This is a genomic window from Streptomyces pactum (assembly GCF_016031615.1).
Lineage (GTDB): Bacteria > Actinomycetota > Actinomycetes > Streptomycetales > Streptomycetaceae > Streptomyces > Streptomyces pactus.
On the sequence record NZ_JACYXC010000001.1, the window covers coordinates 4,129,132 to 4,143,712 of the forward strand.

9 protein-coding genes and 3 rRNA genes are annotated in these 14,581 nt (G+C 67.2%); 11 read left to right on the forward strand and 1 reads right to left on the reverse strand.

All coding sequences use genetic code 11. The features are described 5' to 3' along the window. Nucleotides 1–44: 44 nt before the first annotated feature. Nucleotides 45–1,511, reverse strand: a complete 1,467-nt coding sequence (locus tag IHE55_RS16370) for an MFS transporter (RefSeq protein ID WP_197992050.1) — start codon at nt 1,509–1,511, stop codon at nt 45–47. A gap of 130 nt (nt 1,512–1,641) precedes the next feature. Here IHE55_RS16370 and IHE55_RS16375 point away from each other — a divergent pair, with 130 nt between their 5' ends. The 11 genes from IHE55_RS16375 to IHE55_RS16425 all read left to right on the forward strand — a co-directional run bounded on the left by IHE55_RS16375 (nt 1,642) and on the right by IHE55_RS16425 (nt 14,475). Continuing rightward, the gene (locus tag IHE55_RS16375) at nt 1,642–2,202 is read left to right on the forward strand and encodes a MarR family winged helix-turn-helix transcriptional regulator (protein ID WP_197989697.1); all 561 of its coding nucleotides are present in this window, start codon (nt 1,642–1,644) and stop codon (nt 2,200–2,202) included. A 547-nt stretch (nt 2,203–2,749) separates the two neighbouring features. Beyond that, nucleotides 2,750–4,278, forward strand: a 16S ribosomal RNA gene (locus IHE55_RS16380). A gap of 286 nt (nt 4,279–4,564) precedes the next feature. Further along, nucleotides 4,565–7,691: ribosomal RNA gene (locus IHE55_RS16385) — 23S ribosomal RNA — on the forward strand. 72 nt (nt 7,692–7,763) lie between these two features. Next, nucleotides 7,764–7,880, forward strand: a 5S ribosomal RNA gene (rrf, locus tag IHE55_RS16390). The 16S, 23S and 5S rRNA genes sit together here, the layout of an rRNA operon. A gap of 66 nt (nt 7,881–7,946) precedes the next feature. Beyond that, a complete protein-coding gene (locus IHE55_RS16395; protein WP_197989698.1) occupies nt 7,947–8,591 on the forward strand; it encodes an HAD family hydrolase in 645 nt (214 codons plus the stop codon). 108 nt (nt 8,592–8,699) lie between these two features. Further along, complete coding sequence (locus tag IHE55_RS16400) at nt 8,700–9,872, forward strand: acetoin utilization protein AcuC (protein ID WP_197989699.1); 1,173 nt, start codon at nt 8,700–8,702, stop codon at nt 9,870–9,872. Nucleotides 9,873–10,641: 769 nt separating this feature from the next. Further along, nucleotides 10,642–11,541, forward strand: coding sequence for a phosphatase (locus IHE55_RS16405; protein ID WP_197992051.1), 900 nt, complete (start codon nt 10,642–10,644; stop codon nt 11,539–11,541). Nucleotides 11,542–11,669: 128 nt separating this feature from the next. Next, entirely contained in the window at nt 11,670–11,879 is a 210-nt protein-coding gene (locus tag IHE55_RS16410; RefSeq protein ID WP_135341538.1) for a helix-turn-helix domain-containing protein, read from the forward strand. A 110-nt stretch (nt 11,880–11,989) separates the two neighbouring features. After that, nucleotides 11,990–12,088: a 30S ribosomal protein bS22 gene (locus IHE55_RS16415; protein ID WP_003948845.1), complete on the forward strand. Its 99-nt coding sequence runs from the start codon at nt 11,990–11,992 to the stop codon at nt 12,086–12,088. A gap of 152 nt (nt 12,089–12,240) precedes the next feature. Beyond that, complete coding sequence (locus IHE55_RS16420; protein WP_197989700.1) at nt 12,241–13,284, forward strand: NAD-dependent epimerase/dehydratase family protein; 1,044 nt, start codon at nt 12,241–12,243, stop codon at nt 13,282–13,284. 189 nt (nt 13,285–13,473) lie between these two features. Then, nucleotides 13,474–14,475, forward strand: a complete 1,002-nt coding sequence (locus IHE55_RS16425) for a lysophospholipid acyltransferase family protein (RefSeq protein ID WP_197992052.1) — start codon at nt 13,474–13,476, stop codon at nt 14,473–14,475. Nucleotides 14,476–14,581: the final 106 nt, after the last annotated feature.

Genomic DNA, 14,581 nt, shown 5'->3' on the forward strand with positions numbered 1-14,581 from the left:
GGGCGTCCCCTCCCTCGTACTGCGGCGACGGCCCGTCCTCGGGCTCAGGTCCCGTGGTGACGGCCACGCCTCGCGAGGCGATGGCCACCCGACCGCCCCGGCCCCAAGCCGCGGCGGGGCCGGCCCGCCTGCTGCCGCCGGAGTCCCACGCTGCACCGGCGGTTGGTCCCCGGCCCCTTCACGCCGCCCCGGCCGCTGCTCCCCCCGGCCCCCTGCGCCGCGGTGGCCACCTGCTCCGTCGCGGTCTGCCGCTGCGCGGGGACCGGAGCCGGAACCGCCAGCAGCGGGTTGTCCTGCGCCGGGGTCAGACGCCGCCCCATCCGCAGGGCGAGTACGGAGATGCCCAGCGAGCAGATGACCAGCATCGCTATGTAGGCCACGTACCAGCCGGCACCTGCCAGCAGGCCGCCCACGGCCGGACCGACGGCCAGCGCCAGCTGCTTCACCAGGGCGAAGGCCGAGTTGTACTGACCGATCAGCGACGAGGGCGCCAGGTCGGCGACGAGCGGCGCCACGGTCGGCGACAGCATGGCCTCCCCGATGCCGAACAGCGCGTAGGTCGAGATGATCGCGGAAAGGGCGATCGCGTGGCTGCCGTGCACCAGGCCGGAGAAGGCCGCGAACAGCCACGCCACCGTCCATATCAGCCCGACCAGGGCGATGACCCGGCTGCGCCGGTGGCCCTCGACCAGCTTCAGCACGACGAACTGGGTCAGCACGATGGCCGCGGTGTTGGCCGCCAGCGCGGTACCGAGCATGGCCGGCGAGATACGGGTGACCTCCACGGCGAACGCCGACAGACCCGATTCGAACTGGCCGTAGCAGGCGAAGAACATCACGAAGCCCAGGACGCACAGCTGGACCATCGCCCGGTCCCGCAGCACCGCACGGCTGCCACCCTTGCTCCGTTCTCCGGCCGGCACCTCGGCACCCGCCCCGTACCCCTTGGGCAGTCGCACGGTGGCGACCGTCACCGCGAGCACCAGGAACATGGCGGCCTCGATGGCGAAGAGCCGCACGAAGCTCGACGGGTGCTCGGGATCGACCAGCAGGCCACCGAAGAGGCCACCGATACCCAGACCGAGGTTGTTCAGGAAGAACTGCATGGCGAAGGCGCGGGACCGCGTCCGGGTGGTGGAGCACCAGACGATCAGCGTGGCCAGCGCGGGCTGAATGACCGCGAAGCCGGCGCCGAGCAGACCCGCGGCCGCGATCACCAGCGGAGCGGTACCGACCACACCGAGGACCAGGGCGCCGATGGCGGCGGCTATGGAACCCGCGAGGACGACCGGCAGCGGACCTCGCCGGTCGATCACCCGACCGGTGAAGGGCAGCACGACGAGCGCGGCGACGGCGAGGGCCGCGAGCGCCATGCCCGCGATACCCGCTCCGAGGTCCCGGACCTGTGCCACATAGATGAACAGGAACGGGACGGTGAAGCCGTTGCCGAACGCGCTCAGCGCGTTACCCAGCTGGATCCGGCGCAGCGCGGCGCCCATCGCGGTGGTCACACTCACCTACCTAGGTCGAGAAGAAGACATGAAGAGTCGAAGCCTGAAGACTTCAACGCTAAAGTTAGAACCTAAAGGCTACAGAGTCAAGGACTTCGAACCCAACGAGTTACGTGCCATACTTCGCGGCATGCCTGAGAACCCCGACCCCGCCGACGTGCCGGTCGAGCAGACCCTCCAGGAGCAGATCGAGGCCTACCAGCGCGAGTTCCAGGGACTGGACCCGCAGGTGGAGCACGTCGTCTCCGCACTCCAGCGGCTCAACCGCCGGATGAACGTCGCGTACGGCCGCCAGACCGCGGCCCTCGGCATCAGCAACGCGGAGTGGGAGGTCCTCAAGGCCCTCGTGCTCTCCGGGGAGCCCTACCGGCTCGGCCCCGGTGAGCTCGCCAAGCGGCTCGGCCTGACCCCCGCGGCCATGACCCACCGCATCGACCGGATGGCCGCCGAGGGACTGGTCACCCGGCAGCGCGACGAGAACAACCGGGTGCGCGTCAACGTCGAGCTGACCCACGAGGGCAGGGAGAAGTGGCTGGAGGCCATGCGGATGGCCACGGTCTTCGAGGGCGAGCTGCTGCAGGACCTGTCCGACACCGAGCGGGGCATGCTGAGCGACGTGCTCACCCGCCTCCTGCGCCGGGTAGAGGAAGCTCAGCCGGACGCCGGCGGCCGGCTCAGCGACCTCGACTGAGGGTGTTGACACCGGGGAGCGGGATGCGTAGTGTTCTCCGAGTTGCCGCAGGGCCGTAACGGTTCTGCGAGCAGCCTCTCGCGCCGCACCGGCGGCACACCACTACTACACGGCCCCCGATCGGGATCAATTTCGGCATGCCGGAATTCGGACCGAAAGGCTCGATTAGGAGCCGGCGGGGAAATCCGCTAAAGTAGTGATCACGCCGGAAGGCGCGAAACAAACCCCCTCCAACGGGGACCGGAAATGAAATCCGAACCGGGAACGGAACGGAAAACGGATCTGGTAAGGTTGGAAACACCGAAGGGAAGCGCCCGGAGGAAAGCCCGAGAGGGTGAGTACGAAGGAAGCGTCCGTTCCTTGAGAACTCAACAGCGTGCCAAAAGTCAACGCCAGATATGTTGATACCCCGTCTCCGGGCCGGTGAATGGCCGGGAGTCGAGGTTCCTTTGAAGAAACACACACAGCGAGGATGCTGTGAACCGTCGGGACTATTCCTCCTGACGGTTCCGCTCAACGCGAGTGATGCCCCGAGTACGGGGAAGCATTCACGGAGAGTTTGATCCTGGCTCAGGACGAACGCTGGCGGCGTGCTTAACACATGCAAGTCGAACGATGAACCCGCTTCGGTGGGGGATTAGTGGCGAACGGGTGAGTAACACGTGGGCAATCTGCCCTGCACTCTGGGACAAGCCCTGGAAACGGGGTCTAATACCGGATATGACGCGTGACCGCATGGTCTGCGCGTGGAAAGCTCCGGCGGTGCAGGATGAGCCCGCGGCCTATCAGCTTGTTGGTGGGGTAATGGCCTACCAAGGCGACGACGGGTAGCCGGCCTGAGAGGGCGACCGGCCACACTGGGACTGAGACACGGCCCAGACTCCTACGGGAGGCAGCAGTGGGGAATATTGCACAATGGGCGAAAGCCTGATGCAGCGACGCCGCGTGAGGGATGACGGCCTTCGGGTTGTAAACCTCTTTCAGCAGGGAAGAAGCGAAAGTGACGGTACCTGCAGAAGAAGCGCCGGCTAACTACGTGCCAGCAGCCGCGGTAATACGTAGGGCGCGAGCGTTGTCCGGAATTATTGGGCGTAAAGAGCTCGTAGGCGGCTTGTCACGTCGGATGTGAAAGCCCGGGGCTTAACCCCGGGTCTGCATTCGATACGGGCAGGCTAGAGTTCGGTAGGGGAGATCGGAATTCCTGGTGTAGCGGTGAAATGCGCAGATATCAGGAGGAACACCGGTGGCGAAGGCGGATCTCTGGGCCGATACTGACGCTGAGGAGCGAAAGCGTGGGGAGCGAACAGGATTAGATACCCTGGTAGTCCACGCCGTAAACGTTGGGAACTAGGTGTGGGCGACATTCCACGTTGTCCGTGCCGCAGCTAACGCATTAAGTTCCCCGCCTGGGGAGTACGGCCGCAAGGCTAAAACTCAAAGGAATTGACGGGGGCCCGCACAAGCGGCGGAGCATGTGGCTTAATTCGACGCAACGCGAAGAACCTTACCAAGGCTTGACATACATCGGAAAGCGCCAGAGATGGTGCCCCCCTTGTGGTCGGTGTACAGGTGGTGCATGGCTGTCGTCAGCTCGTGTCGTGAGATGTTGGGTTAAGTCCCGCAACGAGCGCAACCCTTGTTCTGTGTTGCCAGCATGCCTTTCGGGGTGATGGGGACTCACAGGAGACTGCCGGGGTCAACTCGGAGGAAGGTGGGGACGACGTCAAGTCATCATGCCCCTTATGTCTTGGGCTGCACACGTGCTACAATGGCCGGTACAAAGAGCTGCGATACCGTGAGGTGGAGCGAATCTCAAAAAGCCGGTCTCAGTTCGGATTGGGGTCTGCAACTCGACCCCATGAAGTCGGAGTCGCTAGTAATCGCAGATCAGCATTGCTGCGGTGAATACGTTCCCGGGCCTTGTACACACCGCCCGTCACGTCACGAAAGTCGGTAACACCCGAAGCCGGTGGCCCAACCCCTTGTGGGAGGGAGTCGTCGAAGGTGGGACTGGCGATTGGGACGAAGTCGTAACAAGGTAGCCGTACCGGAAGGTGCGGCTGGATCACCTCCTTTCTAAGGAGCACATGGCCGACTGCGAGCGAATGTCTCGCACGGTTAGCTCATGGGTGGAACGTTGACTATTCGGCGCATCTGGTTCGGTGGAACCACTAGTACTGCTTCGGCGTGGAACGTGGGTCTGATCGGCCGGGTGGGCCGGGCACGCTGTTGGGTGTCTGAGGGCACGGCCGTGAGGCTGGTGTCTTCGGTACGCCGGCCCCGGTGAACTCCGCACGATGGTGTGGGGGTGATGGGTGGCTGGTCGTTGCTTGAGAACTGCACAGTGGACGCGAGCATCTGTGGCCAAGTTTTTAAGGGCGCACGGTGGATGCCTTGGCACCAGGAACCGATGAAGGACGTGGGAGGCCGCGATAGGCCCCGGGGAGCTGTCAACCGAGCTGTGATCCGGGGGTGTCCGAATGGGGAAACCCGGCAGTCGTCATGGGCTGTCACCCGCTGCTGAACACATAGGCAGTGTGGAGGGAACGCGGGGAAGTGAAACATCTCAGTACCCGCAGGAAGAGAAAACAACCGTGATTCCGGGAGTAGTGGCGAGCGAAACTGGATGAGGCTAAACCTTGAGTGTGTGATACCCGGCAGGGGTTGCGCTCAGGGGGTTGTGGGAATGAGCTTCAGTCGTCTGCCGGCGGCTGGGCGAGTCAGAAACCATTGCGATAGGCGAAGGGCATGCGAAAGGCCCGGCGTAGAGGGTAAGACCCCCGTAGCTGAAATCGTGGTGGCTTGCTTGCTCATCTCCCAAGTAGCACGGGGCCCGAGAAATCCCGTGTGAATCTGGCGGGACCACCCGCTAAGCCTAAATATTCCCTGGTGACCGATAGCGGATAGTACCGTGAGGGAATGGTGAAAAGTACCGCGGGAGCGGAGTGAAATAGTACCTGAAACCGTGTGCCTACAAGCCGTGGGAGCGTCGCACATCGAGCTTGCTCGGTGTGTCGTGACTGCGTGCCTTTTGAAGAATGAGCCTGCGAGTTTGCGGTGTGTTGCGAGGTTAACCCGTGTGGGGAAGCCGTAGCGAAAGCGAGTCCGAATAGGGCGGTTGAGTAGCACGCTCAAGACCCGAAGCGGAGTGATCTAGCCATGGGCAGGTTGAAGCGGAGGTAAGACTTCGTGGAGGACCGAACCCACCAGGGTTGAAAACCTGGGGGATGACCTGTGGTTAGGGGTGAAAGGCCAATCAAACTCCGTGATAGCTGGTTCTCCCCGAAATGCATTTAGGTGCAGCGTCGTGTGTTTCTTGCCGGAGGTAGAGCACTGGATAGGCGATGGGCCCTACCGGGTTACTGACCTTAGCCAAACTCCGAATGCCGGTAAGTGAGAGCGCGGCAGTGAGACTGTGGGGGATAAGCTCCATGGTCGAGAGGGAAACAGCCCAGAGCATCGACTAAGGCCCCTAAGCGTACGCTAAGTGGGAAAGGATGTGGAGTCGCAGAGACAACCAGGAGGTTGGCTTAGAAGCAGCCACCCTTGAAAGAGTGCGTAATAGCTCACTGGTCAAGTGATTCCGCGCCGACAATGTAGCGGGGCTCAAGCGTACCGCCGAAGTCGTGTCATTGCAGTACATACCCCCAACGGGGACTGTGATGGGTAGGGGAGCGTCGTGTGCCGGGTGAAGCAGCACCGGAAGGTAGTTGTGGACGGTTCACGAGTGAGAATGCAGGCATGAGTAGCGATTCACACGTGAGAAACGTGTGCGCCGATTGACTAAGGGTTCCTGGGTCAAGCTGATCTGCCCAGGGTAAGTCGGGACCTAAGGCGAGGCCGACAGGCGTAGTCGATGGACAACCGGTTGATATTCCGGTACCCGCTTTGAAGCGCCAAACATCGAGGCGAGCGATGCTAAGTCCGTGAAGCCGCCGGGTGATCCTTCGGGTGATCTCGGAGTGGTGGAGCCGATGACCCAGACTTGTAGTAGGTGAGTGATGGGGTGACGCAGGAAGGTAGTCCAGCCCGGGCGGTGGTTGTCCCGGGGTAAGGGTGTAGCCCGAGAGATAGGCAAATCCGTCTCTCATATGAGGGTGAGACCTGATGCCGAGCCGATTGTGGTGAAGTGGATGATCCTATGCTGTCGAGAAAAGCCTCTAGCGAGTTTCATGGCGGCCCGTACCCTAAACCGACTCAGGTGGTCAGGTAGAGAATACCGAGGCGTTCGGGTGAACTATGGTTAAGGAACTCGGCAAAATGCCCCCGTAACTTCGGGAGAAGGGGGGCCATTTCTGGTGATCCGATTTACTCGGTGAGCTGGGGGTGGCCGCAGAGACCAGCGAGAAGCGACTGTTTACTAAAAACACAGGTCCGTGCGAAGCCGTAAGGCGATGTATACGGACTGACGCCTGCCCGGTGCTGGAACGTTAAGGGGACCGGTTAGCTTGGTTTCGACCAGGCGAAGCTGAGAACTTAAGCGCCAGTAAACGGCGGTGGTAACTATAACCATCCTAAGGTAGCGAAATTCCTTGTCGGGTAAGTTCCGACCTGCACGAATGGCGTAACGACTTCTCGACTGTCTCAACCATAGGCCCGGTGAAATTGCATTACGAGTAAAGATGCTCGTTTCGCGCAGCAGGACGGAAAGACCCCGGGACCTTTACTATAGCTTGATATTGGTGTTCGGTTCGGCTTGTGTAGGATAGGTGGGAGACTGTGAAGCATGCACGCCAGTGTGTGTGGAGTCGTCGTTGAAATACCACTCTGGTCGTGCTGGATGTCTAACCTGGGTCCGTGATCCGGATCAGGGACAGTGTCTGGTGGGTAGTTTAACTGGGGCGGTTGCCTCCTAAAGGGTAACGGAGGCGCCCAAAGGTTCCCTCAGCCTGGTTGGCAATCAGGTGTTGAGTGTAAGTGCACAAGGGAGCTTGACTGTGAGACCGACGGGTCGAGCAGGGACGAAAGTCGGGACTAGTGATCCGGCGGTGGCTTGTGGAAGCGCCGTCGCTCAACGGATAAAAGGTACCCCGGGGATAACAGGCTGATCTTCCCCAAGAGTCCATATCGACGGGATGGTTTGGCACCTCGATGTCGGCTCGTCGCATCCTGGGGCTGGAGTCGGTCCCAAGGGTTGGGCTGTTCGCCCATTAAAGCGGTACGCGAGCTGGGTTTAGAACGTCGTGAGACAGTTCGGTCCCTATCCGCTGTGCGCGTAGGAGTCTTGAGAAGGGCTGTCCCTAGTACGAGAGGACCGGGACGGACGAACCTCTGGTGTGCCAGTTGTTCTGCCAAGGGCATGGCTGGTTGGCTACGTTCGGGAGGGATAACCGCTGAAAGCATCTAAGCGGGAAGCCTGCTTCGAGATGAGGGCTCCCACCCACTTGATGGGGTAAGGCTCCCAGTAGACGACTGGGTTGATAGGCCAGATATGGAAGCCGGGTAACCGGTGGAGTTGACTGGTACTAATAGGCCGAGGGCTTGTCCTCAGTTGCTCGCGTCCACTGTGTTGGTTCTGAAGTAACGACCGTGTTGTGTCCGGTTGGTTAACTTCATAGTGTTTCGGTGGTTATTGCGTTAGGGGAACGCCCGGTTACATTCCGAACCCGGAAGCTAAGCCTTTCAGCGCCGATGGTACTGCAGGGGGGACCCTGTGGGAGAGTAGGACGCCGCCGAACAATTTTTCTGGCTCCGGTCGGGACTTCGGTCCCGACCGGAGCCTTTTTGCGTTCTAGGGTGTGCGCATGCGCTATGACCTGATCATTTTCGACAACGACGGTGTGCTGGTGGACAGCGAGCCGATTTCCAACCGGCTGCTCGCGGCCTATCTCACCGAACTCGGTCACCCGACCACCTATGAGGAGTCCATACGGGACTACATGGGGTCGGCGATGCACCGGATTCACGACCTGGTCCTGGCACGGCACGGCCGTACGCTGCCCGCCGACTTCGACGACACCTTCCACGAGCGGGTCTTCGAGGCCTTCCGCCGGGAACTGGAACCGGTCGCCGGCGCCGCCGAGGTGGTGGAGAAGCTGCGCGCGGACGGCGTCCGCTACTGTCTCGCCTCCTCCGGCAGCCACGACCGGATCAGGGTCGCCCTCCGCAGGACGGGGCTGTACGGACTCTTCGGTGAGGAGCGCATCTTCAGCTCCCAGGACGTCGGCAGGGGCAAGCCGGCCCCCGACCTGTTCCTGCACGCGGCCGCGACCATGGGCGTGGAACCCGCGCGGTGCGCCGTCGTCGAGGACAGCCCCCTCGGCGTGGAGGCGGCCGTCGCCGCCGGTATGGACGTGTACGGGTTCACCGCGATGACCCCTGCCGCGAAGCTCCACCGGGCGACCGCCCTCTTCTCCGACATGACGCGGCTGCCGTCGCTGCTGGGCTGAACCTCACCGGTGCGGGCGCCGTTCCGGCGGCACCCCGGCAGGCCGGGACGGCCCGGCCGGGGCCCGGCTGCTCGTCCGGGACCGGACCGGACCGATACGGTGACGCCCATGAGCGGCCGTGCACAGTTGATGTGGGACGAGGCAGTCACCGGTTACAACTTCGGTGCCGGACACCCGATGGACCCGGTACGGCTCGCGCTGACCATGCGACTGGTGGAGACCTTCGGCCTCGACCGGGCGGTACGGGTGGTCGCCGCGCCGCCCGCGGGGGACTCCACGTTGCGGCTGGTCCACCGCGCGGACTACATCGCCGCGGTCCGCGGGGCGTCCGCCGACCCCGCCTCCGCCGACGGCTCGTACGGCCTGGGCACGGACGACGACCCGGCCTTCGGCGGGATGCACGACGCGTCGGCGCTGATCGCCGGCCAGTCGGTGGCCGCCGCCGAGGCGGTGTGGAGCGGCGCCGCCGACCACGCGGTGAACTTCTCGGGCGGGCTGCACCACGCGATGCCCGGCCGCGCATCCGGCTTCTGCGTCTACAACGACGCCGCGCTGGCCGTGGCCCGGCTGCTGGAGCTGGGCGCCGAACGGGTCGCGTACGTGGACGTCGATGTGCACCACGGGGACGGCGTGCAGGCCGCGTTCTGGGACGACCCCCGGGTGCTCACCATCTCCCTCCACGAACACCCGCGCACCCTCTTCCCGGCCACCGGCTGGCCCGAGGAGACCGGTGGTGCCGCGGCCCCGGGCAGCGCGGTCAACGTGGCGCTGCCGCCCGGCACCGGCGACGAGGGCTGGCTGCGCGCCTTCCACGCCGTGGTGCCCGAGCTGCTCGCCGCCTTCCGCCCCCAGGCGCTGGTGACCCAGCACGGCGCGGACACCCACTTCGAGGACCCGCTGGCGCACCTGGCGGTGAGCCTCGACGCACAGCGGGCGGTGGCCGAGGCGTGCCACGACCTCGCCCACGCCCACGCGGACGGCCGCTGGGTGGCGCTGGGCGGTGGCGGCTACGCGGTGGTGGAGGTGGTGCCGCGCACCTGGACCCATCTGGTGGCCATCGCGGCCGGCACGCCCCTGGCGCCGACGACGCCGATCCCCGAGGAGTGGCGGCAGGAGGTGTACCGGCTCACCCGGCAGAGCGCGCCCCGGCGGATGACCGACGGGCGCGAGCCGCGGTGGCGCGATTTCGAGGACCTGGGCTACGACCCGGGTGACCGGTTGGACCAGGCGATCCTGGCGACCCGCCGGGCCTCCTTCCCGCACCTCGGCCTGATGCCGTGACAGCCCTCCGGGGGCAGCGTTCCGGTGGCAGGCCACCGGTGACAGCGTTCCGGTGACGGCCTCCTGGTGACGGCGCCGGTCGCCCGCCGACCGCCCTTCCCGCCCGGCCGCCGGGCCCGGTGGGAGCGACGTGCCGCCGGGCCCGGCGGCCCTTGAGGGCGGGTGCGCCCGCAGCGGACCCGCCAGGCCTCCGTGCCGGCCCGTGAGGGGACACACCCCCGCACGGCCCGTGCGAGGGCCCGTGGGGGCCGTCGAAGGCCGCTGTGCGGCCCCGGCCTCCCGGAAGAAAGTTCGGGCGGCTGAGGAGCGTCCCGCGGCCCAGCACTCCCGCGGCCCAGCAGTCCCGTGGCCGCAAGCACTCCCTGGCCCCAAGCACCCCGTAGCCCCAAGTGCCCCGGCCGACTCGGGACGCGCCGCCGTCCCGAGGGACCTGACTGACAGCTTCGGGACGCGCCGCGGTCCCGGTCTCTCCAGGAGCCCTGGAGAGACCGGGGGACCGCTGCCGTCACACCCCGGACCGCCCCCGGCGCGGGGCTGCGGGACGGGAAGCGCGCGGCAGGGTGAGCCCGTTAGGCCGACCGTGCGGAGTGCCGGCCGAACCGGTCGCCCGGGGGCGTGACGATGGGTCAGCATCGGCGGTGTGTCGGACATCGGTGGGGGAGCGGACGCGGCGGCCCGACCGGCGGCCCGGCGGCGGACGGACGGACGGCCCCCGGTCCCGCCCGGGCCGTCTCCGCCGCCGGTCCCGCCGTCCCCGCCCGGGCCGACCCTGCCCCCGGCCGCTCCGGCGGTTCCCCGGCACCCGCCCGGGACGGATGGGAGGGAACCGGGTCCGCCCGAGCCGGACCCGGCGGCACCGGACCGGGCGGGGCTCCGGGCGCACCTGCTGGCCACGCGGCTCGCCGGGACGGTCGCCACGTCCCGGGAGAAGTCCCTGCGCCGGCACCGCCTCTTCGCCGCCCGTGATCCCCGCGTCCTGCTCGGCATCGAGCCGGTCCACGACCGGACGCCCGCCGAACTCCTCCGGCTGGTGGCCGAGGCGTGCGGAGTGGCGCCCGAGCCGGACCGGGTGTCGGGGCCGGAGATGATCGACCCGGACCGGACCATCGAGGCGCTGGACGCCTTCGCGGACCGGTTGCGGGCCGCCGCGGCGGCCCGCGCCCCGGTGCTCGTGGGCACCGGGCACCCGCACGGACTCCTGGAGTTCTACGCCTGTTTGACCGCTGCCCTGTCGGCGGCCGGGTGCACCGTCCTCACCCCCGCGCAGGGCAGAAGTATGGACATAACGACCCGGTTCGGACTACGTACCCATCAGCTGTCCTACTGGCGAGGAGTCGCGTTGGTGCGGGAAACCGGCGCGCGAGTGCCGGGTGGTGAGCGGGGCGTACACACCCATTCGCCGCTCCCGGTCCGGGTCGCGCTGGCCGCCGCGGCGGAGGCCGGGACACCCCTGCCGCGGCTGGTCATCGGCGACCACGGGTGGGTCTGCGGTGCAGGTCAGCTCGGTATCGAGGCGATCGGGCCGGCGGACGCCGACGACCCGGCGCCGTTCGTGGGACAGGCCGAGGGACGGGTGTCGGTCGTCGTCCCGCTCGATGACAGCGCGCGTTCCGAGAGTTACCGGCCGCTCACGCGCTATGTACTCAATCGCGCCTGTCTGTCACAGTAGGCGTGCTGTCGCTACTCCTCTTCCTCACTCGCATCACGCGCCCCTGTTCTGGGGAGGAGCGCACATGCGAGCAGGAGTCACCGGAGGGGAAGCCGGTGCCCGACATGTGCGGAAGGTTCAGGTGTGTCATGGCTGCTGGCGAACGACCTCTGAACGAGGTGCAGTTTCTGACCGTGGCGGAAGTGGCCGCGGTGATGCGTGTCTCCAAGATGACCGTGTACCGGCTGGTGCACAGCGGTCATCTGCCGGCGATCCGGGTGGGCAGGTCCTTCCGGGTGCCGGAGCAGGCGGTTCATGAGTACCTCCGTGAGAGCTATGTGGGGGTTGAGTCCGCCTGACGGCCCCCTCGGATTACGTCGTTCGCCCGGTGCCGGGTAGGCTGGCCCGATGTAGGTCGTGTGGGCTCGGACGCCCCGCACCGAGTGATTCGAAGTGAGCGAGGGTAGTCGTGGGCTCTGTTATCAAGAAGCGGCGTAAGCGGATGGCCAAGAAGAAGCACCGCAAGCTGCTCAAGCGCACGCGTGTCCAGCGTCGCAACAAGAAGTAAGCGGCACTGCGTACGTTTCGCGGCCCTTCCACCGTCCGGTGGAGGGGCCGCGGTGCGTTGTGGCCGGGGAAGGTGCCCCGGCCGCCCGTGGGTGGGTAGCGTGGGCCCAGCGCGGGCCGGGGCCCGGCCGGCACGGAAGAAAGGCGCTGATCTTGGGGAAGGTCGTGCTCGTCACCGGAGTCGCACGTCCACTGGCCGGCCGCTTCGTGCGGCGCGTCCAGCGGGAGCCGGACGTGGAGCGGGTGGTCGCGGTGGACGCGGTCGAGCCGGACCATCCACTGGGTGACGCCGACTTCGTACGGGCCGACATCCGCCGGCCGGCGATCGGGAAGCTGCTCGCCGAGACCGGGGCCGACACGGTGGTCCACCTGGACGTCAGCGGCGTCCCGGCGGGCTCCCGGACGGGGCGTGCCGCGGTCAAGGAGACCAACGTCATCGGCACCATGCAGCTGCTGGGCGCGTGCCAGAAGGCCCCTGCGGTGCGCCGGCTGGTGGTGAAGTCCAGCACCACCGTGTACGGCTCCGCGCCCCGCGACCCGGCGGTGTTCAGCGAGACCACCCCGCCCAAGTCGCTGCCGCCCGGCGGCTTCGGCAAGGACGTGGTGGAGGTCGAGGGGTACGTGCGCGGCTTCGCCCGCCGCCGCCCCGACGTGGCGGTGTGCGTGCTGCGGTTCGCCAACGTGCTGGGGCCCAGCGCGGACTCCCCGCTCGCCGAGTACTTCGCGCTGCCGGTGCTGCCCACGGTCGTCGGCTACGACCCGCGGCTGCAGTTCGTGCACGAGGAGGACGCCATCGAGGCGCTGCGGATCGGCGCCGCCGAACCCCGCCGCGCCACCCTCAACAGCGGCACCTTCAACATCGCCGGCGACGGGGTGCTGCTGCTCTCCCAGGCCGCCCGGCGTCTGGGCCGGCCCACCCTGCCGCTGCCGCTGCCCGCCCTCACCTGGGCCCGCGCGGCGCTGCGGGTCACCGGCATCACCGACTTCTCGGCCGAACAGGTCCGGCTGCTCACCCACGGCCGTGTGGTCGCGACCCGGCAGATGCGCGAGACACTAGGTTTTGAACCGAGATTCAGCACCGCCGACGCCTTCGCGGACTACGCCCGCAGCCGAGGCCCCGGGCTGCTGCCGCCCGAGGCCGTCGCCCGGGCCGTGGACCGGCTGGCCTCGGTGCTGCCCGACCGCGGCCAGAGTTGAGGAGCGCACCCAGCATGGCGGACGCCAAGGTCATTCCGTTCGGTGAAGAACCGCGGCCCCGGCGGAGCACCGGGCCCCGCGCGGCCCGCGCCGGACGGGGGCAGCCGCCGCTGCGCCCGGTGCCGCCGCCGCGCGACCGTGACCCCGCCGCCGAGGACCGCGACCCCGCCGCCGGGGAGGCCGGGAGCGATCCGGCCGAGGCGCGCGGGGAAGCCCGGACGCCTCCGGGGAGCGGGACGGCGGGCGGGGCCGCAGCGCCCCAGCGGCACGCGCCACCGCGGCGGGTCCGGACCGCGGCTCCGGAGCGCGACCGGGCAGAGCACCGGGGACGGGCGGCCGGGGCCGGCCGGCGGGGGCTGGGAGCGGAAGCTCGCCCACGGGCTGAACTTCCTGCGCCGCCGTCTCACCGGCGAGTACGAGGTGGACGAGTTCGGCTTCGACCGCGAGCTGACCGACCAGGTGCTGCTCTCGCTGCTCCGCCCGGTGTACGAGAAGTACTTCCGGGTCGAGGTGCGGGGCATCGAGAACATCCCGGCCGACGGCGGCGCGCTGGTGGTCGCCAACCACTCCGGGGTGCTCCCGCTGGACGGGCTGATGCTCCAGGTGGCGGTCCACGACCACCACCCGGCCCGGCGCCATCTGCGGCTGCTCGCCGCCGACCTGGTCTTCATGCTGCCGGTCGTCAACGAACTGGCTCGCAAGGCCGGACACACCCTGGCCTGCGCCGAGGACGCCCAGGCGCTGCTGGAGCGCGGCGAGGTGGTGGGCGTGATGCCGGAGGGCTTCAAGGGGCTGGGGAAGCCGTTCGCCCAGCGGTACAAGCTCCAGCGCTTCGGGCGCGGCGGCTTCGTCTCGACCGCGCTCCGCGCCGGGGTGCCGATCGTGCCGTGCTCCGTGGTCGGCGCGGAGGAGATCTACCCGATGATCGGGAACGCCCGTACGGTGGCCCGGCTGCTGGGCCTGCCGTACTTCCCGATCACGCCGACGTTCCCGCTGCTGGGCCCGCTCGGGGCGGTGCCGCTGCCGACCAAGTGGACCATCCAGTTCGGCGAGCCCATCCCGACCGACGGCTATTCGTCGGAGGCGGCGGACGACCCGATGCTGATGTTCAACCTGACCGACCAGGTGCGCGAGACCATCCAGCACACCCTGTACGAGCTGCTGGTGCAGCGCCGCTCGGTCTTCCTCTGACCGGCCGGGCCTCCACCCGCCCGCCGGTTTCCCACTGACGGCCGTTTCCCGCCGCGGGCCGGCTGCCCGCTGCCTCCGGCCGGCGGTTCCGTGGCACGCGAGGCGC